At 42.7% G+C, this 19,307-nt stretch carries 14 protein-coding genes and 3 rRNA genes; 4 read left to right on the top strand and 13 right to left on the bottom strand.

The annotated features are described in order from the left end of the window. Positions 1 to 220: 220 nt before the first annotated feature. Positions 221 to 1,333, bottom strand: a complete 1,113-nt coding sequence (locus tag NST12_RS04240) for an RNA-guided endonuclease InsQ/TnpB family protein (protein ID WP_341030168.1) — start codon at positions 1,331 to 1,333, stop codon at positions 221 to 223. Between the two features lie 87 nt (positions 1,334 to 1,420). Here NST12_RS04240 and NST12_RS04235 point away from each other — a divergent pair, with 87 nt between their 5' ends. Beyond that, the gene (locus NST12_RS04235) at positions 1,421 to 1,561 is read left to right on the top strand and encodes a ribbon-helix-helix protein, CopG family (RefSeq protein ID WP_003352379.1); all 141 of its coding nucleotides are present in this window, start codon (positions 1,421 to 1,423) and stop codon (positions 1,559 to 1,561) included. A 415-nt stretch (positions 1,562 to 1,976) separates the two neighbouring features. Continuing rightward, complete coding sequence (locus tag NST12_RS04230; protein ID WP_003353770.1) at positions 1,977 to 2,162, top strand: hypothetical protein; 186 nt, start codon at positions 1,977 to 1,979, stop codon at positions 2,160 to 2,162. A gap of 42 nt (positions 2,163 to 2,204) precedes the next feature. Here NST12_RS04230 and NST12_RS04225 read toward each other — a convergent pair whose 3' ends face one another. Together NST12_RS04225 and NST12_RS04220 are read right to left on the bottom strand one after the other, a co-directional pair. Next, the gene (locus tag NST12_RS04225) at positions 2,205 to 2,291 is read right to left on the bottom strand and encodes a YjcZ family sporulation protein (protein WP_040341153.1); all 87 of its coding nucleotides are present in this window, start codon (positions 2,289 to 2,291) and stop codon (positions 2,205 to 2,207) included. Between the two features lie 37 nt (positions 2,292 to 2,328). Next, positions 2,329 to 2,415 carry a YjcZ family sporulation protein gene (locus NST12_RS04220; RefSeq protein WP_061778555.1) on the bottom strand — a complete coding sequence of 29 codons (87 nt, stop codon included), beginning with the start codon at positions 2,413 to 2,415 and terminating at the stop codon, positions 2,329 to 2,331. A 438-nt stretch (positions 2,416 to 2,853) separates the two neighbouring features. Between NST12_RS04220 and NST12_RS04215 the strand changes: the two genes are divergently transcribed. After that, positions 2,854 to 3,729, top strand: a complete 876-nt coding sequence (locus NST12_RS04215; RefSeq protein ID WP_048622832.1) for a peptidylprolyl isomerase — start codon at positions 2,854 to 2,856, stop codon at positions 3,727 to 3,729. 205 nt (positions 3,730 to 3,934) lie between these two features. Here NST12_RS04215 and NST12_RS04210 read toward each other — a convergent pair whose 3' ends face one another. The 4 genes from NST12_RS04210 to NST12_RS04195 all read right to left on the bottom strand — a co-directional run bounded on the left by NST12_RS04210 (position 3,935) and on the right by NST12_RS04195 (position 9,784). Beyond that, a complete protein-coding gene (locus tag NST12_RS04210; RefSeq protein ID WP_003353772.1) occupies positions 3,935 to 4,129 on the bottom strand; it encodes a sporulation YhaL family protein in 195 nt (64 codons plus the stop codon). A gap of 283 nt (positions 4,130 to 4,412) precedes the next feature. Beyond that, positions 4,413 to 5,351: a 3'-5' exoribonuclease YhaM gene (yhaM, locus tag NST12_RS04205; RefSeq protein WP_003353778.1), complete on the bottom strand. Its 939-nt coding sequence runs from the start codon at positions 5,349 to 5,351 to the stop codon at positions 4,413 to 4,415. Between the two features lie 241 nt (positions 5,352 to 5,592). Continuing rightward, on the bottom strand, positions 5,593 to 8,553 hold the full coding sequence (locus NST12_RS04200) for an ATP-binding protein (protein ID WP_341100357.1): 2,961 nt from the start codon (positions 8,551 to 8,553) through the stop codon (positions 5,593 to 5,595). After that, entirely contained in the window at positions 8,540 to 9,784 is a 1,245-nt protein-coding gene (locus NST12_RS04195; protein ID WP_341100356.1) for a metallophosphoesterase family protein, read from the bottom strand. The genes NST12_RS04200 and NST12_RS04195 overlap by 14 nt, the downstream gene beginning before the upstream one ends. Positions 9,785 to 10,045: 261 nt before the next feature. Between NST12_RS04195 and NST12_RS04190 the strand changes: the two genes are divergently transcribed. Next, a complete protein-coding gene (locus NST12_RS04190) occupies positions 10,046 to 10,231 on the top strand; it encodes a YhzD family protein (protein ID WP_003353781.1) in 186 nt (61 codons plus the stop codon). Between the two features lie 149 nt (positions 10,232 to 10,380). Here NST12_RS04190 and NST12_RS04185 read toward each other — a convergent pair whose 3' ends face one another. From NST12_RS04185 to NST12_RS04160, 6 genes are all read right to left on the bottom strand, one after another. Then, positions 10,381 to 11,898, bottom strand: a complete 1,518-nt coding sequence (locus NST12_RS04185) for a coproporphyrinogen III oxidase (protein ID WP_048622828.1) — start codon at positions 11,896 to 11,898, stop codon at positions 10,381 to 10,383. Between the two features lie 212 nt (positions 11,899 to 12,110). Then, on the bottom strand, positions 12,111 to 12,980 hold the full coding sequence (locus NST12_RS04180) for a Cof-type HAD-IIB family hydrolase (protein ID WP_270584231.1): 870 nt from the start codon (positions 12,978 to 12,980) through the stop codon (positions 12,111 to 12,113). A gap of 593 nt (positions 12,981 to 13,573) precedes the next feature. Then, positions 13,574 to 13,689, bottom strand: a 5S ribosomal RNA gene (gene rrf / locus NST12_RS04175). 76 nt (positions 13,690 to 13,765) lie between these two features. Continuing rightward, positions 13,766 to 16,698, bottom strand: a 23S ribosomal RNA gene (locus tag NST12_RS04170). Between the two features lie 260 nt (positions 16,699 to 16,958). Next, positions 16,959 to 18,513, bottom strand: a 16S ribosomal RNA gene (locus tag NST12_RS04165). The 16S, 23S and 5S rRNA genes sit together here, the layout of an rRNA operon. 350 nt (positions 18,514 to 18,863) lie before the next feature. Further along, positions 18,864 to 19,214, bottom strand: a complete 351-nt coding sequence (locus NST12_RS04160) for a YlbF family regulator (RefSeq protein ID WP_003353176.1) — start codon at positions 19,212 to 19,214, stop codon at positions 18,864 to 18,866. Between the last annotated feature and the right edge of the window lie 93 nt (positions 19,215 to 19,307).

Below are 19,307 nucleotides of genomic sequence, written 5' to 3'. Positions count from 1 at the left end.
AACAGTCAATTATACTTACCGGGCCATTCAATATTATCTTACAGTAAAACTTGAATTTAAGCTATTCCAAAAGACAAGATGAACGGTATGTTTGGTGCTTGTGAACTACCCTCCACTTATCAACCTTACGGTTTGATTGAAGTGGGGGCTTCTCGGGTAATCCCGTCTAATGACAGAAAATTGACCGAGCTAACCCTCTCGTTCCGAAAGTTATTATTCTTTATGCTAATAAGCGTAATCCCTCATTTTTGATATTGATTGCTGAATTGTGATCGCAATCTAATACAAAGCCGCAAGAACATTTATATACACGTTCAGATAATGGCATTTCTTTTTCCTTGCCGCAACATGAACACTTCTTAGTGGAGGGAAACCACTTATCAATTTTCACAAGTTGTTTCCCCTGTTCTTTTAGCTTATACGCTAAGAAAGTAGTGAACATCCCCCAGCCGTTATCATGAACGCTTTTTCCAAAGTTGAGGGCTTGAGACATGCCTTTCATGTCTAAGTCCTCAATAATCACAGCGTCATAGTTTGTTGCTAATTCTTTTGACTTATGATGAAGAAAGTTTCTGCGCTGATTCGCTGTCTTTTCATGTAGCTTAGCCACTTTCAGGTGTTGTTTTTCCCATCTTGCAGAACCTTTCTTTCTTCGAGAAAGAATTCGTTGTGCTTTTGCTAATTTATCTAAGGCTTGCCGATAGTAACGTGGGTAATTGGCTTTCTTACCCTGTTCACTCTCGACATATAGACCATCCATAGCAAAATCCAAACCAACAACTTTCTGTATTTTAACTGGACGAATATCTTTCTCATATTCTGTCAAAATTGAAATGTAGTATTTGCCTGTCTTTGTTTTAGAAATAGTGCAAGATTTGATTTTATAATCAGCAGGTATCTCTCTATGCTGTTTCATTTTTATTGGCTTTTTGATTTTTGGCAGTTTGATATGACCATTTTCTAGCTTAATATTTCCGTTGACCATATTAGTTGTATAGGATTGTTTTGCTTTACGATTTTTGAACTTTGGAAAATCCGCATTTCCTTCAAAGAAATTCTTATAAGCAGTCTGTAAGTTCATTTGTGCATTTGCCAAAGCTAAAGAATCCACTTCTTTTAGGAATGGAAATTCACTTTTATATTTTGCAGGGGTCGGAAACTTTTGCTTTTTAAGCAATTCTTTATCATCCTTGAACTTTTCATACGTTTCTTTGCGTTCAGCTAACATCTTATTGTAGACAAAGCGAACACAACCAAATGTCTTAGCTAATAATGCGGATTGTTCTTTGTTTGGTAACAAACGAAACTTGAAAGCTTTGTTTTGCTTGGCCATATCAATTCACCTCACTTTGTGCGGAAAAATTTCGTATATATTGATTATACCGTAAAAAATCCGTACAATCAATATGAGGTGATAATCATGAGAGAAGAGAAAGAACGTGTAGAAATTCGTATGCCTAAGACGATATTAGAAAAATTGGAGCAATATCAAAAAGAAAATGGGATTCCAACTAGAACAGCCGCAATCTTAGAATTGTTGAGAAAAGGATTGGAAAAATAACTTTGGCTAAAGCCAACCGAAATTCATCTCCCACCTACTCATTGGTGCTATTCACACCTTCACATTCCTAGAGGATGGGAGACTTCTTTCGGAAAGACGTTAAAAGAACGCTGATCCAAAAAAGCTTGCTCAACGGCCATCCAAATCATTTATTTTCTATTGATTTTTTGCTTATTTCGTCGTAAAGTATGGTAGCATCCTTTTCGCAATCATTTTTAGGTTTATTGATCCGTTTTCACACCTGACATAACAAAAGTTTCTAATTATTGAAAATTTTGTTTAATTCCTCGGTTTACAAAACCATTTTCATTCGAAATAATACACATCATCTGAGTCGTTGTCTTTTAACTTTGAGGTGCCTAAATATTCTATTTATCACCCTGATGAATAAGGTTATGAAAAAGGAGGGAGCATCATGTCAGTAATCTTCGTGTTCATATTATTTTCTATTTTCATTTTATACAATATCAATAGACTTACCAACACGCTATGTATGCAAAAAGACATACCGGAAGATCGCCAGCCGAAAGTGTTTAGAACGATTAACATTTTAATCACTATTCTGCTCATTTCTTCTTATATCGAAATTCTCTATACATAAGTGGAAATCAAGCCAGGCATCGCCTGGCTTTTATTCCAATATCTAGTAAATCCAAGATGCACCGATGATAATAAGCAAAATGAACAACACAACGACAAGTGCGAATCCTCCGCCATATGCTCCAGACATATCCGAGTTCCTCCTTTATTTTCACATTTTTCATTTGTTAATATAGCCATGCTGCACCAACAATGATGAGAAGGATGAAGAGCACCACAATTAATGCAAACCCTCCGCCATAAGCTGCACCCAATACCGATCACCTCCTTACACATTGGTCTATATCATACTATTCATTTGTTTTATTTTTGGTTTAGGCCTTTTTCCCGCTTGAAGACGACTGTATAGGTCATCAGATGATTAAACCTGATTAGAAAGGATTTAACAATATGGCTTCGACAACAGAAGTTTCCATACATTCTTGTTTTCTGCCAAATTCTAATCCGGATTTTTCAACTGACTAACCCTATTAGGATCTACTCTTTCAGCGGAAAGCTTTTCATTCCCGCCATACCTCCTTTTCTGTTATTTGTATCGTATGTAACCCGGTATATTTTGACTGAAGCAAACGCCTATTTTCTTGTCGGTCATAAAAAAGAAAAACTTTGGTAATTCCGCATAATTGTGATATAGTATGTCTATGTGGATAAAGAATATAAAAATGAAATTAAGTGTAGGAGTTGTTGAACGAATGAAAAAATGGATTCTCTCTTTGTCGTTGGCAGCCGGGATGATTGTTCTTGCTGCATGCGGAAACGGCGGAGATGATACCGTTGTAAAAACGAATGAAGGAAATATTACAAAAGAAGATCTGTACAACGCTATGAAAGAAAAATATCCTCAACAAACACAACAAGCGTTGCAAGAATTGGTGTACAAAAAAGTTTTATCTGAAAAATATAAAGTTTCGGATAAAGAGCTGAATGACGAGCTTCAAAAAACAAAAGACCAACTTGGTTCACAATATGAAGCGTTCCTCGCCCAATACGGCATGGACGAAAAGGGATTTAAAGACTACTTAAAATTGGAACTATTAGAGCAAAAAGCGGCAACGGCCGATATTAAAATCAGCGATCAAGAATTGAAAAATTATTATAAAAAATGGCAGCCGGAAATCAAAGTCCGCCATATATTAGTCGATGATGAAAAAACGGCAAATGAAATAAAAGCGCAGCTGGATAAAGGGGCCAAATTCGAGGATCTTGCCAAAAAATACTCCAAAGACACAGCTTCCGCCAACAATGGAGGAGATTTAGGATGGATCGATTACCAAGGCCGCAAGCAATTTGTTCCTGAATTCACTAAAGCGCTTGATACTTTGAAAGTCAAAGAAATAAGCAAACCGATTAAAACAGAATACGGCTACCATATTATCCAAATTACAGATAAGAAAAAGAAAAAACCGTTTAACGAAGTAAAAGATCAATTGAAAGAAGAACTGAAACTCTCGAAAGTCGATCAAACTAAGATGCAGAAAAAACTTAACGAAGTGCTGAAAGATGCTAATGTAAAAGTCGAAGACAAAGACTTTAACGGTTTGTTTTCCGAAGCAACCTCCAATAAATAATAATGTGAAATAATAATGTGTGCTGCTTTTTTGAAACGGAACGCCTTTCGTTTCAGAAAGGCAGCATTTTTTTGAAAGCGAACAAGTGTAGCATGCCTTTTCTTCTTCTCGCAATCAATTTTTCATTCGCCTTTTTTCCACGATTCGGACTAGCCATATAAAAAGGCGCTCCAAAAGAAGAATTCTTTTGAAGCGCCTTTTACGTTTATGCTCCTTGTTGTTCCTGATCTTGTTTCTGTTTCTTTTTTTTCTCTTCTTGCATCCTCTTTATAAATACTTCGCCTTCTTTTTCGATCCATTCCTGGTCTGCCTTCCGATCTTCTCTCGCCGTTTTAATCACCATAAATGCACTAATAAATATTCCTGCCACAACGAAATACATCCAAAACGGTACCGTCATTTTCCACCTCTCCTAACTTGTCCGCATTTACTACATCTTATGAGACGGAAACGTTGCCTATTCCTATAATTTTTTCCATTATCCTCTGTTACCGCCAACTAGACGTCATTCAGGTCTCCCGCAACGAAACGTCATGATAAAGAAAAATATCAGAATGGAATGGGGAGAAAGAGAGCCGCACGATCTATCTTTTCCACTTTCAAAAGGAATTCTTCCCTTAAAAAAAGACCTCTAAAAAGAGGTCTCTTCATCGCTGAAATAGGAATGAAATCGAATATACTAATTAAAACTTTGGCTTATAAAAAGAGCGGTTATCCATAGCGAAAATTCGCTCGGAAAATTCTCCCGGTTTCGTTTTTTCTAAAGCTCGATCCAGCATATTCATCTTCGCATCAATATTATCAATGTAATGAAGAATTTCCGCTTCTTTGATTAACGGCGGCTTCGGGCTCCCCCATTCCGGCTTTCCGTGGTGGCTTAAAACAATATGCTGGAGAATAAACACCTCTTCTCCTTCGATGCCCAGCTCTTCGGCCGCCTTGGCAATTTCATTGATCATGATCGTGATATGCCCCAACAAATTTCCTTCAGCCGTATAGGTAGTCGCAACGGGGCCCGACAACTCAATGACTTTGCCCAGATCATGAAGAATCACACCGGCATAGAGCAAATCCCGATTTAAAGAAGGATATAAATCCGCAATGGCCTTTGCCAGTTTTAACATGGAAACGACATGATAAGCTAATCCGGATACAAATTCATGATGGTTTTTAGTAGCTGCCGGATATTGATAAAAAGGCTCAGAATATTTTTTCAGCAAGTAACGAGTGATCCTTTGGATATTAGGATTTTTCAATTCAAAAATAAACTGAGTGATGATTTCTGCCATCTCATCCGAATGCATCGGGGCCGACATAACAAAGTCTTGAATTTTGACTCCTTCATTTTCGGAGGCCGGTCGGATTTGCCGAATTCTTAGTTGATTTCGCCCGCGGTAATTTTGAATATCTCCGAGCACTTTTACAATCGTTTCCGCCCGATATTGTTTTTCATCCTGTTCTGTCGCATCCCATAGTTTCGCTTCAATTTCACCGCTTTTGTCTTGAAGAATCAGGTTTAAATACGGTTTTCCATTGACGGCTGTGCTTTTCGTCATGGATTTAATCAATAAATAACAATCGACAGACTGTCCTGCCTCATAATGGATAATTCCCTGAACCATTCAGTTTTTCCTCCTGTACACCGGCAATGGATTTAATCGACACCATTATATCACATAAACAGTATTTGATTATTCATCCTGAAGGAAGCGAATGTAAAAGAAAACTCATGGGCAGCCATTCGTTCAAAAATGGTTCCCAAATATTTTTTAAAACTTTATATAAAAATTCCGTTTCACCCAATCGGCAAACAAATATATGGATAGGCAGACGACGATTCTGCAGCCAGCTCATTTATTTTGATCATTTTGTTACGTTCGCCCAGTCAGGTTCTTCTAAATGAATAATAGAAGTTTCCGGAAAATACATTTTAACATGTTGATGGCATGTAAAAATCAATATTTGTGTATGGCGGCTAACCTCTTTTAATACTTCTGCCACTGCGGACATTCGTTTATGATCAAAATGGACAAAGGCGTCATCAATGATGAGCGGAAATGGATATTCTTCCTGCAAGACGGAAGCGAGAGCAAGACGAAGGGACACATACACCTGTTCACCGGTGGCCTGGCTTAATTCTTGCGGTTCAAAAAACATCCCATCTTTTCGTTTTACGTAAAACTTTCCTTCTTCATTCGTATAAAGGTGAATATACCGTCCATTTGTCAACATGCTTAAAAGTTCTTCTGCTTTTTGCAAAGCAAGTGGAAGTTTTTGATCTTTAAAATGCTTCACCGTTTTAGCAAAGATATGTTTTGCAATCGCTAGCTGCGCCCATTTTTTTGCTTTTTCGTTTACTACCGACCGCTGAAGATGGAAAAGATGAAGCCGTTCTGCGTAAGTCCCGCCCTCTTCTAAAACCTTTTTCTCATACTCCCATTTCGCTAGATCTGCCTGTACTCTTTTTTTCTCCTGTCCTAGTTCTTTCAACTTTTCTTCGACTTCTAGTTTGGCTTTTTTCCATTTTGCGGGCTGATCGAGCGGAAATAGAAGGTCCGGGCTGTCAGGCACCTGACGATGGATGAGTGCTAAACGTTCTTTCAACTGTTCAAGTTTTTTCCATTGAGTCCCCTTTTTCCGAAAATCTTCTTCTGTTTCCGTATTAGCGGACGCAAACAGTTTCTGAATTTCCCTTTCAAATTCAGCTTTTTCCTTTATCACTGCCTGAAGCTCCTCTTTATACTGCTCTGCTTGTTTGCTCGTTTCCTTTATTTGCAAGGCTTTCTCTTTATTTCTTTTCAACTGTTCTTTTAATTGAAACAGCACATATTCTATATCGTGGTCCGGTAAACCAAGAGTCTTTGTCCATCGATGCAATTGATCTTTCCATCTTTGAATAGACTCTTCCATTTCTTTCATTCTTTCTTGGCATATTTTTTTCTGACGAATGATGTCTTTCATACTTAAAAGTTTTTCAAACGCCTCATCCAAAATATTCCATTCCATTGTTTTCGGAAAACAAAGCTTGTGCTGAATTCTTTGAACTCTCAACAAGTTTTCAGAAAATTCCCGCTCCCATTCCTTTTTGTCCGAAATCAGCTTACTCTTTTGCTGCTCCAATTGTTCCAGTCTCATAATCGATTGTTTCCATCTGTCCCGCAGTTCGGTTTGTTTTCGATACATAGAGGCCTCTTCTTTTGTCAGAAGATACCCCATTTCCTGAATTTCTTTCTTACGTTGATTGATTTCCTTTTTTAGCTCTTTTTCTTGTTCTTCCAAAAGATCCGGAGTTTTTTTCGTCCATAATAAAAAGGCGGCAACAAATCCAAAAAAAGGTACTGAAAGCAGAAGCCACTCGTGTTGAATGACAAGCCATAGAGCTAAAACGATTGAAAAAACCAAAACGAAACCGGCGGCAAGAGGCTGCTTATTCCTCTTTTTTGCCTGTTTTTCTGTCTCGATTTTTTGTAGTTGTAGTTCAAGCCAACGAATTTCCTTTGCCAAAGATTCTTTTTCAGTTTGGTTTTCCGCTTTTTTTTGCAGCGTTCGAAATTCTTGCTCCGGCAATAACTGCTCCTCAATCTTCTCACATTCCTTTTCCGCCGTTTGAAGCTCGCTGCGGTTAGTTTGCAAAGCTTTTTCGATGTGCTCTTTTTGCGAAATGAGACGAATAAGCTTTTGAATTTCCTCCTTAATTCGTCGTTTTACATCCATACTCGTATCAATCTGATAAATTTCTTCGTCCGTGAAATGTTCAAAATGAAGATACGTCTTGAGCTCTTCCAATTGACTGTTTAATTCTGAGATCTTCATTTGATCATTTTGCCAATCTTCTTGCCACTTTTTATACTCGGCACTTTGATTCACACTTGCCTCAATGGCCGCCTCTTCCTCCAGGGATAAAAGGTCGTTTTGCCATCGCCGGATTTGCTTTTCTTTCCAATCGATCTTTTCTTGTAAAGCAGAAATCATCCCTTCTAAATGATGGAGCCGATCCAAATGCTTTTCAAGCCGGGAAATGCCATCCACCGGAAATGCCACTTCTCCGATGGCTTTCATTTCTTCTTCCAACCGCTGTTTTTCCATAAGCAGCGGTCTAATGGTTTCTTCTCTTGCCAGTCTTTCCAAATATGCTTGACATTTCCCTTCTTCGACGGACAGCTTTGATAAATGCTGTTTTTGATTCTCGATTTCTACTAAAACATGAAGATATTGGTCATTTTTCTTTTTCCCTTTTTTAACATCTGCCTCCAGTTCCTTCAATGTCTGTAATTCTTGATTAATAACCGGATTTCGTCCGTTTGGCTTATAAAGCTTTTCCATTTCTTTCTGCAGTTTTTTCTCCAGCCGGTATAAGGAATCTGTCCCGACGGTTCCGGCGGAAAATAAAAAGCGGCCGATATCTTCCTCTTTTAATTGGTGAAGTTTTTGCAGACCATGGACGTCAAATGAAAAAATAGAACGGTAAAAGTTCTCATCCATTCCATTTAACAGTCGACGTAGAAGATCTTCACCGCCTATCGTTCCATCGTCGAGCCTTACTGTCACCGAACTGGAGGATGTTCCTTTCACTCTTTCAATGACTGCTTTGCCCATATTCACGGTTTCAAGCGTCAATTTCCCACCATATTTGGAATGGGTTTTCGGTTCATAATTCTTTGCTTGTCTGGTAGGAAATCCGAATAAAACGGCATGGATAAACGCCATAATGGTCGATTTTCCCGCTTCATTTTCCCCGTAAATGAGCTGCAATGATTTCAAGTCTTTTAAATAAAAATTTTCCAATTTTCCAAAGCCGTATATATGAAGATCAGAAATTCTCACCGCTCATTGCTCCTTCCTCTGCCAATCCTTCTTGAATCAAGCGTTTCGCTTCTTCTAACATTTCCTCTTTTTCTTCCTCCGTCAGATCAGTTAAGAAGCGGCTCGTTTTATAATGAAAATAAAGGGAGGAAAGCGCCTCTTCCCAATCTTCTTTTGTTAAAGACGCCGTCTGCTTTTCAAATTCCCGATAAAAAGGATGATTTTCTTTGAATTTCAGAGGATGCTGCGGATCGATGATAAACCGATGTACCCAAACAAACGACTCATTTAGATCTTCGCCGTCTTGCAGAGCTTCCAATAATTCTCCGCTCGTGATTTTATCTCTTATTTCTCGATTAGACACATTTTCCAACTGAATTTCCAGCATGACACCTTGATTCGTTTGACGGTTATCCTCCATCATCTGCTTCAAACGCATGAAAAAAGAATGAAAACTTTCCTCTTCCGATAGCTTCAAGACTTCTTTTTTCCATTGAATATCAGCCGTTTCAATAAATTCAAGGCGCGTTCCGGTTTGATCCAATTCAACGAGATAACAGCCTTTCGCTCCAATTTCTTTTCGATGACGTCCTTGAATGTTCCCGGGATAGAGAATATAAGGATCTTTGTGTAAAATCTTTGTTTGATGAATATGTCCAAGCGCCCAATAATCAAATTGTTTTTCCAGCAGATCATTGACTGAAAATGGGGCGTAAGGTTGATGGCCTGATTTTCCGCTTTCCTCATAACCGTGAAGCAAACCGATATGAAAATCCGCTCCGTCTTGCTTTTGGTACTCGTTTATTTTCCGCTCCCATACATGGCGTTTATCATAACTGAATCCATACAAGTGAACAATCGCTCCCGCTTTTGTCTGATGGCGAATGGCTTCCACTTGAGAAGAAAAAACATGAACATTGGATGGCAATTCCAGCGACACCCATTGGCCGTTTAAATGATCATGATTTCCGTGAAGAATATAGGCGGAAATGCCATGCTGTTTTAATCTATTCATTTCTGTTTGCAGCCGAGCCTGTGCTTTAATGCTTCTGTCTTCACCGTCGAATAGATCACCCGATATAAGAACAAAATCCACTTCTCTCTTGATGGCTTCATCTATGATTCTATGAAAAGAACGAAAAGTACTTTCGCGTATTCTTGCAAATAACTCCGGAGGCAGGCGCTGTTCCAAACCGATAAACGGACTATCCAAATGCAGATCCGCCGTGTGAATAAATCGAATTTGTTTCACGATGGCATTCCCTCCAAGCCAAAAATCGAATGTATGTTCTTTCATTATACTTTTATTATGAAAGATTTTCTATTGAAATCTAGCCTCATCACAGTGAAAACTGAAAGATATTTTGGCCAATTTGCAAAGGAGACAGATTATCCGACAATCTATTCAAAAACTTATCCATTGAAAAATAAGCGAGAATCGTTTACAATATTTAAACAAAATATTGTAAATATTCTTTATTTTTAACTAGATGTATATTGGGAGGTTTCTGCATTGAAAGAATATACGCTGACTGTCTTCCAAAAAAATGGTGAAAAGTTGTTAGATGATACGTTTGAAGCAGCCAACGACCATGAGGCTAAAGAAAAAGGCAGCCAAATTCTAAAGGAAAAAGGCTTTTCCGATTACACGCACCGATGCACATCGTCAGCAGGAAAACTTTTGCTGTTTCACTCATAAAAAAGAGCCTCTATGAGAAGGCTAAACTTCTTCAACTTTGAAATTCAGCATGACTTTCTATCGATTCTTTCATCAATCTGCCTTGATGTTAATAGTTCTCTCCCGCAAGTCTCCATCATGTTTTTCCATGCAAATCAAAAACAGCCTTATCAAGAAGGCTGTTTTTTGCAGAAAAGCTGCTGTAAAATCTGAAGCTTTTTTTCTGTATATTCTTCGTAACGTTCATTATACGATTTTGGGTCTTTCGGATTAGCAAAACGTTCAATCTTTCCAGTATCCGGATCGATAAATTTGCTTGCTGCCCCGCATCCTAATCCAATAATAGTCTGCACTTCTTCCATGATCAAAATGTTATAGATGCTTTCTCGCCCCGGTAAGGCATATCCGACATTTTCAAGGTTCCCTAAAATGTTTTTTTGCCGGTACAAATAATAAGGAACATAGTTGTGCGCTGCGGTCCAGTCTTGGGCCAATTTCATCATTTCTTCTGCTTCTTCCCGGCTTGCCACCGGATATTTGTCTTTATTTTGGGTCATGACCGATGCACGTTTAAACGATAGGGTATGAATCGTCAGAGATTCCGGCATCAGTTTTTCTGTTTCATCTAATGAATGTTGAAATTCCCGCACTCCTTCACCAGGAAGGCCGATAATCAAATCCATGTTGATATTATTCATTCCCATGCTTCGAGCCAAGTGAAATTTTTCAATCGTTTCCTCCACTGTATGGTGGCGGCCAATGGCTTTCAACGTTTCTTGAATGTAAGATTGCGGATTGATGCTGATCCGGTCAATATTCCATTTTTTTAGCACTTCCAGTTTTTCTGGCGTAATCGTATCGGGTCGGCCCGCTTCAACGGTAATTTCTCTTACGTTCTCAACACTCGGAAATGATCGATACATTTGTTCATATAAAAGATCCATTTCTTCTGCGGTGATCGAGGTCGGCGTACCTCCTCCATAATAAATCGTTGTGATTTTTATACCGTTTTCTTTTAAAAATTGGCCGATTTTCTCCATTTCATAATGAAGACCGCCTAAGAACGAAGCCACTCTCCCTTGTTTTCCCTGGATTGCAAAAGCAGGAAAAGTACAGTAAGCGCACTTCGTTGGGCAAAACGGTATGCCAATATAAATGCTCACTTCATTTTGCAAGTGATAAAGATCAGGGACAATCGTGAGTTGTCGATCCACAATTTTCTCCATTAATTGAATCTTTTCATCCGTAATTAAATATTCTTTTTTTAATTGTTCATGGGCCTCTTCTTTAGAAATCCCGCTCCGCAATTTTTTATGGAACAGCTTTGTTGGACGAATGCCGGTTAAAAATCCCCACTGCTGCCGGATTCCGGTATATTGTTGCAGCACTTCAAGAAATGCGCGCGATACAGCCTTTTTAACTTGCTTAAAATATTCTTTTTCCGTTTGGGTTGGATCCGCCGCTTTTTCTATTGAAGATTGATAGATCTTCGCGGAGTCTGGCGCCGATAAAGCCATTTTTACTTTTATGACTGAATTGGCTTGGATATCCAATTTCACTCTGAGGATCTCGTCGGGAAGATTCTCCTCTTCCAAAAGAATATCGGTCTCTTCAAAAAATAAATTGGCAATTAATTGAAGAGGTCTATGCAAACGTTCATCAACTGTGCCTGTCACAAGAATGTTCAATCGAATCACCTTTCAATATGTAAACTATTCTTTAGTTTACTGAATGAATCGTCCATCGGTCAAGGATCCATCCATCTGTTCACTTAAAAGCCTACAGATAAAACAGAACAAATCCATATTTCCCTATTTGAAAAATCTCGAATAATTCCCATATACTATTAACCATAAAAAAGAACGCCCTTTGTCGAAACAAGGGCGATGAAAGATGCGACTTATTTTAAGTGATCCATTTTTTCTAAAAATCGGATCGGCCGCTGTCTCCTAAATAACTCTTTCACGACATAAGATACCCCATTTTCCTGATTGGATCTTGTCACCCAATCAGCAGCTTCTTTTACATGATCAGGAGCATTGCCCATGGCAACCCCAAGACCTGCATTGTGCAAGAGAGGCAAATCGTCGATGCCAGACCCAATCATGACCACTTCTTTTAGCGAAACATTTATTCTTTCGCATAAGTACACCAGTCCTTGAAACTTCGACACCCCGCTTGGGACAATATCGAAACGGTTTTGATCCGTGCGGATGACAGCCACTTCATCATACATGCCTTCTATCGCTTTTTTTGCATCTTCCAAATCTCTAGGATTCTGAAAAATGATTTCCATTTTGGGAGGAGAGACCGGCTCTTTTTCCAAATAGTTGCTTACAGACTCCACAAAGTATTGAGGGTATAGCATACGATTATTCGTGCGCTGCCAAACCGTTCTTCCAACTAGAGAATCGGGCAAATCCATTTTATTGCTGACAGAAAATTTTTCATGTGATAAGCAAATACGACAATGAAAGGATTCTAAAAAACGGGTGAGTTCATACGTAATATCTTCTTGAATTCGTTTCAATAAGATTGGTTTATCGAGTTGCTTTGCTACAAAAGCTCCTTGATGAGCAATTAAACAGCTGTCTACTTTCAGCGATTTAGCGACTTTTTTTACGGAAGGATAATGTCTTCCCGATACTAAACAAATATAAATTCCTTTTTCTTGCGCATATTCAATTGCCTCTTTCGTCATCTTATTTAAACGGCCATTGTCCTGAAGTATTGTTCCATCTATGTTTACCGCCAGTAAACGATAGACCATCGATGTTCCCCCTTATTATCGAACCGTCTCTTTATACTTTTATGAAGGAACAAGCAGAATTAGAACTTTTTCCCGCTCGCTATGAATGAACAGACTGGCAGCCAAGGCAAAATGACCCAAGGGCACCGCCTTTTTGATGATCGCGAAATTCACTCGCTTTCCGCGGGCGATCCGCGAGCCTCCTCGCTCGTTCCTCGCTGCGGGGTCTCGCCTGGCTCGCTTTTCTCGCAGGAGTCTCGCCAATTTCGCGATCATCGCAGTAAAATGTAACTTAGACAAATGCAAAAAAATCACCTTTTCCATTTATGCGGATGAAAGAAGATCATATGAAAAACGGACTGCTGAAGCCGATTACAATTGTTCAGATCGGGACAGAAAACCTATTCAATCTTGGATACTTCATTCATCAAAGCTAATCGGTCGTTCCGAGATTTTGCATGGGCTGACCAAAGTGAACATCGAATATGGGGCTGGCTGCCATCTCCCATAACTTTCTGAAACAAGCGTAAAAGAACCGCTTGCTTTAGAAAGAAGGTCCCAAAATAGAGAAAACCCGACGAGATAAAATATTTTTTCTCGTCGGGTTATTGTTTGCCTGGCAGCGTCCTACTCTCGCAAGGGGAAACCCCTCACTACCATCGGCGCTGAAGAGCTTAACTTCCGTGTTCGGGATGGGAACGGGTGTGACCTCTTCGCCATCGCCACCAGACGGTATGAAGTTGTCGGAACGATTGTTCCTTCAAAACTAGATAGAAGAAGCAGTTTCACCGATTTCGCGCTTTCTTTTGGTTAAGTCCTCGATCGATTAGTATCCGTCAGCTCCACGTGTCACCACGCTTCCACCTCGGACCTATCTACCTGATCATCTTTCAGGGATCTTACTTTCCGAAGAAATGGGAAATCTCATCTTGAGGGGGGCTTCATGCTTAGATGCTTTCAGCACTTATCCCTTCCGCACATAGCTACCCAGCGATGCCTCTGGCGAGACAACTGGTACACCAGCGGTGCGTCCATCCCGGTCCTCTCGTACTAAGGACAGCTCCTCTCAAATTTCCTGCGCCCGCGACGGATAGGGACCGAACTGTCTCACGACGTTCTGAACCCAGCTCGCGTACCGCTTTAATGGGCGAACAGCCCAACCCTTGGGACCGACTACAGCCCCAGGATGCGATGAGCCGACATCGAGGTGCCAAACCTCCCCGTCGATGTGGACTCTTGGGGGAGATAAGCCTGTTATCCCCGGGGTAGCTTTTATCCGTTGAGCGATGGCCCTTCCATACGGAACCACCGGATCACTAAGCCCGACTTTCGTCCCTGCTCGACTTGTAGGTCTCGCAGTCAAGCTCCCTTCTGCCTTTGCACTCTGCGAATGATTTCCAACCATTCTGAGGGAACCTTTGGGCGCCTCCGTTACCTTTTAGGAGGCGACCGCCCCAGTCAAACTGCCCACCTGACACTGTCTCCCACCCCGATCAGGGGTGCGGGTTAGAATTTCAGTACAGCCAGGGTAGTATCCCACCGGCGCCTCCACACAAGCTGGCGCTCATGTCTCTCAGGCTCCTACCTATCCTGTACAAGCTGTACCAAAATTCAATATCAGGCTGCAGTAAAGCTCCACGGGGTCTTTCCGTCCTGTCGCGGGTAACCTGCATCTTCACAGGTACTATAATTTCACCGAGTCTCTCGTTGAGACAGTGCCCAGATCGTTACGCCTTTCGTGCGGGTCAGAACTTACCTGACAAGGAATTTCGCTACCTTAGGACCGTTATAGTTACGGCCGCCGTTTACTGGGGCTTCGGTTCGCACCTTCAAGCAAAGCTTTAAGCGCTCCCCTTAACCTTCCAGCACCGGGCAGGCGTCAGCCCCTATACTTCGCCTTACGGCTTCGCAGAGACCTGTGTTTTTGCTAAACAGTCGCCTGGGCCTATTCACTGCGGCTTCTCGGGGCTATGCACCCCAAAAAGCACCCCTTCTCCCGAAGTTACGGGGTCATTTTGCCGAGTTCCTTAACGAGAGTTCTCTCGCACACCTTAGGATTCTCTCCTCGCCTACCTGTGTCGGTTTGCGGTACGGGCACCTTTTTCCTCGCTAGAGGCTTTTCTTGGCAGTGTGGAATCAGGAACTTCGGTACTATATTTCCCTCGCCGTCACAGCTTGAGGTTAGTGGCAACGGGATTTGCCTCGCTGCCCCTCTTACTGCTTGGACGCACATCCAGCAGTGCGCTTACCCTATCCTCCTGCGTCCCCCCATCGCTCAAACGGAAAAGAGGTGGTACAGGAATATCAACCTGTTGTCCATCGCCTACGCCTGTCGGCCTCGGCTTAGGTCCCGACTAACCCTGAGAGGACGAGCCTTCCTCAGGAAACCTTAGGCATTCGGTGGAAGGGATTCTCACCCTTCTTTCGCTACTCATACCGGCATTCTCACTTCTAAGCGCTCCACCAGTCCTTCCGGTCTGGCTTCTCTGCCCTTAGAACGCTCTCCTACCGCGGACACCCGAAGGTGTCCACCCGCAGCTTCGGTGATACGTTTAGCCCCGGTACATTTTCGGCGCAGAATCACTCGACCAGTGAGCTATTACGCACTCTTTAAATGGTGGCTGCTTCTAAGCCAACATCCTGGTTGTCTAAGCAATTCCACATCCTTTTCCACTTAACATATACTTTGGGACCTTAGCTGGCGGTCTGGGCTGTTTCCCTTTTGACCACGGATCTTATCACTCACAGTCTGACTCCCAAGGATAAGTCGCTGGCATTCGGAGTTTGTCTGAATTCGGTAACCCGATGAGGGCCCCTAGTCCAAACAGTGCTCTACCTCCAAGACTCTTTCCTTGAGGCTAGCCCTAAAGCTATTTCGGAGAGAACCAGCTATCTCCAAGTTCGATTGGAATTTCACCCCTACCCACACCTCATCCCCGCACTTTTCAACGTGCGTGGGTTCGGGCCTCCAGTAAGTGTTACCTCACCTTCACCCTGGACATGGGTAGATCACCTGGTTTCGGGTCTGCGACCCCATACTCATGCGCCCTGTTCAGACTCGCTTTCGCTGCGGCTCCGTCTTTCCGACTTAACCTCGCATGAGATCGCAACTCGCCGGTTCATTCTACAAAAGGCACGCCATCACCCGTAAACGGGCTCTGACTACTTGTAGGCACACGGTTTCAGGTTCTCTTTCACTCCCCTCCCGGGGTGCTTTTCACCTTTCCCTCACGGTACTGGTTCACTATCGGTCACTAGGGAGTATTTAGCCTTGGGAGATGGTCCTCCCAGCTTCCGACGGGATTCCTCGTGTCCCGCCGTACTCAGGATCCACCAGGGAGGGAACGAAGTTTCGACTACAGGGTTGTTACCTTCTCTGACGGGCCTTTCCAGACCTCTTCGTCTACCTCGTTCCTTTGTAACTCCACGATTGGTGTCCTACAACCCCAGAAGGCAAGCCTTCTGGTTTGGGCTGTTCCCGTTTCGCTCGCCGCTACTCAGGGAATCGCTGTTGCTTTCTCTTCCTCCGGGTACTTAGATGTTTCAGTTCCCCGGGTTGCCTTCCTTACCCTATGGATTCAGGCAAGGATGCTGCCCCATTACGGGCAGCGGGTTTCCCCATTCGGAAATCTCCGGATCAACGCTTACGTACAGCTCCCCGGAGCTTTTCGGAGTTAGTCCCGTCCTTCATCGGCTCCTAGTGCCAAGGCATCCACCGTGCGCCCTTTCTAACTTAACCATGTTGGTTTTATCCTAGATGGCGATACTCGGTTTATGCTACTTCTTTCTTCTATCTAGTTTTCAAGGAACAACTTGGAAGGATGAAATCCTTCAAAACTGAACAAAACGAAAGCGTACAATTGATATCTGTCCAGCTCCGGCTCCTAGGTGCTCGAGGTCACAATCCATCTTGCTGCGGTGGTTGAAATACTACCTCCTCGCAAGCTGTCTTGTGCTTGTCGCACCTGAACAGTCGCCTCTGCTTTTCTTCTTCCTTAGAAAGGAGGTGATCCAGCCGCACCTTCCGATACGGCTACCTTGTTACGACTTCACCCCAATCATCTGCCCCACCTTCGGCGGCTGGCTCCCGTAAGGGTTACCTCACCGACTTCGGGTGTTGCAAACTCTCGTGGTGTGACGGGCGGTGTGTACAAGGCCCGGGAACGTATTCACCGCGGCATGCTGATCCGCGATTACTAGCGATTCCGGCTTCATGCAGGCGAGTTGCAGCCTGCAATCCGAACTGAGAATGGTTTTTTGGGATTAGCTCCACCTCGCGGTTTCGCGACCCTTTGTACCATCCATTGTAGCACGTGTGTAGCCCAGGTCATAAGGGGCATGATGATTTGACGTCATCCCCACCTTCCTCCGGTTTGTCACCGGCAGTCACCTTAGAGTGCCCAACTGAATGCTGGCAACTAAGGTCAAGGGTTGCGCTCGTTGCGGGACTTAACCCAACATCTCACGACACGAGCTGACGACAACCATGCACCACCTGTCACTCCGTCCCCCGAAGGGGAACCCTCTATCTCTAGAGGTAGCGAAGGATGTCAAGACCTGGTAAGGTTCTTCGCGTTGCTTCGAATTAAACCACATGCTCCACCGCTTGTGCGGGCCCCCGTCAATTCCTTTGAGTTTCAGCCTTGCGGCCGTACTCCCCAGGCGGAGTGCTTAATGCGTTAGCTGCAGCACTAAAGGGTGGAAGCCCTCTAACACTTAGCACTCATCGTTTACGGCGTGGACTACCAGGGTATCTAATCCTGTTCGCTCCCCACGCTTTCGCGCCTCAGCGTCAGTTACAGACCAGAGAGCCGCCTTCGCCACTGGTGTTCCTCCACATCTCTACGCATTTCACCGCTACACGTGGAATTCCGCTCTCCTCTTCTGCACTCAAGTCTCCCAGTTTCCAATGACCCTCCACGGTTGAGCCGTGGGCTTTCACATCAGACTTAAGAGACCGCCTGCGCGCGCTTTACGCCCAATAATTCCGGACAACGCTTGCCACCTACGTATTACCGCGGCTGCTGGCACGTAGTTAGCCGTGGCTTTCTGGTCAGGTACCGTCAAGGTACCGCCCTGTTCGAACGGTACTTGTTCTTCCCTGACAACAGAGCTTTACGATCCGAAGACCTTCTTCGCTCACGCGGCGTTGCTCCGTCAGACTTTCGTCCATTGCGGAAGATTCCCTACTGCTGCCTCCCGTAGGAGTCTGGGCCGTGTCTCAGTCCCAGTGTGGCCGATCACCCTCTCAGGTCGGCTACGCATCGTCGCCTTGGTGAGCCGTTACCTCACCAACTAGCTAATGCGCCGCGGGCCCATCTGCAAGCGGCAGCTTGCGCCGCCTTTCAACCTTCCTTCATGCGAAGGAAGATATTATCCGGTATTAGCCCCGGTTTCCCGGAGTTATCCCCGTCTTGCAGGCAGGTTGCCCACGTGTTACTCACCCGTCCGCCGCTAACTTTCAAAAAGCAAGCTTCTTGAAAGTCCGCTCGACTTGCATGTATTAGGCACGCCGCCAGCGTTCGTCCTGAGCCAGGATCAAACTCTCCAAAAAGAAATTCGACTTGGCTTGTTTCGATCGAAACATTGATTTACGCTTCGTTTTGTTCAGTTTTCAAGGATCATCGCATCATATCTTTCATTGTATGGCAATCATTGTTCAATCGCTAAATTCTATTGAACTTTCACTTACCATCGAAGTGACATATAGAATAATAGCACCTATATTATAATAAGTCAATAATTTTTTTACTTTTTTTCATTGAAACTACATGAAGACAATGACAATCCCATAAGGTTTCTCTTTTTGATTCGCCATATAAAAAGAACAAATCACAATAGTGGAGGATAAAAAATCCTCCACTATCGATATTTCTATGCGAAAACCATCAGCCGCTCTTTTCTTTATCCGTTGAACGGTCCGTATAATTCGTCGAGCGGTTTCATTATAATTTTGTTCAGTTCATTAATAACCGTACTCATCCGCTGTTCTGCGTCCATTAATTGTGCAATTTTTCCGTTCTGCTGAACAAGAGCTGCCGCTTTTTGTGCCTGAATCACTTCTTCTTCTGAAATGTTTTGCCCCATCATTTGTTTTTCCTGCAAACGCATTTGAATATTGCGGAAGTTCTCAAATAAATTTCTTGCTGATTCATCATTATTCACTGCATAAAATAATTTTTTTAAATTCACATATTCGTCGCTTTGACGCAAAGCTTTTTCCAAGCCTCGAGCATTCTCATAAAGATTTTCCATGCAGGACCCTCCTCCTGTTTGGCTATGCCATCCACCCGTAAATAGGACAACAACATTGCCATCAGCCGTTTTTTCTATATTTTCTTTCACTAA

Source organism: Bacillus sp. FSL W8-1127 (genome assembly GCF_038006725.1).
In the GTDB taxonomy this organism is placed as follows: Bacteria; Bacillota; Bacilli; order Bacillales; family DSM-4216; genus Bacillus_O; species Bacillus_O smithii.
This window is presented reverse-complemented; position numbering and strand designations above follow the sequence as displayed.

Coding starts and splice junctions, on each gene's coding strand:
- NST12_RS04240 (WP_341030168.1), bottom strand. CDS start 1,333: ATGGCCAAGCAAAACAAAGCTTTCAAGTTTCGTTTGTTACCAAACAAA.
- NST12_RS04235 (WP_003352379.1), top strand. CDS start 1,421: ATGAGAGAAGAGAAAGAACGTGTAGAAATTCGTATGCCTAAGACGATA.
- NST12_RS04230 (WP_003353770.1), top strand. CDS start 1,977: ATGTCAGTAATCTTCGTGTTCATATTATTTTCTATTTTCATTTTATAC.
- NST12_RS04225 (WP_040341153.1), bottom strand. CDS start 2,291: ATGTCTGGAGCATATGGCGGAGGATTCGCACTTGTCGTTGTGTTGTTC.
- NST12_RS04215 (WP_048622832.1), top strand. CDS start 2,854: ATGAAAAAATGGATTCTCTCTTTGTCGTTGGCAGCCGGGATGATTGTT.
- NST12_RS04210 (WP_003353772.1), bottom strand. CDS start 4,129: ATGACGGTACCGTTTTGGATGTATTTCGTTGTGGCAGGAATATTTATT.
- yhaM (WP_003353778.1), bottom strand. CDS start 5,351: ATGGTTCAGGGAATTATCCATTATGAGGCAGGACAGTCTGTCGATTGT.
- NST12_RS04180 (WP_270584231.1), bottom strand. CDS start 12,980: ATGGTCTATCGTTTACTGGCGGTAAACATAGATGGAACAATACTTCAG.
- NST12_RS04160 (WP_003353176.1), bottom strand. CDS start 19,214: ATGGAAAATCTTTATGAGAATGCTCGAGGCTTGGAAAAAGCTTTGCGT.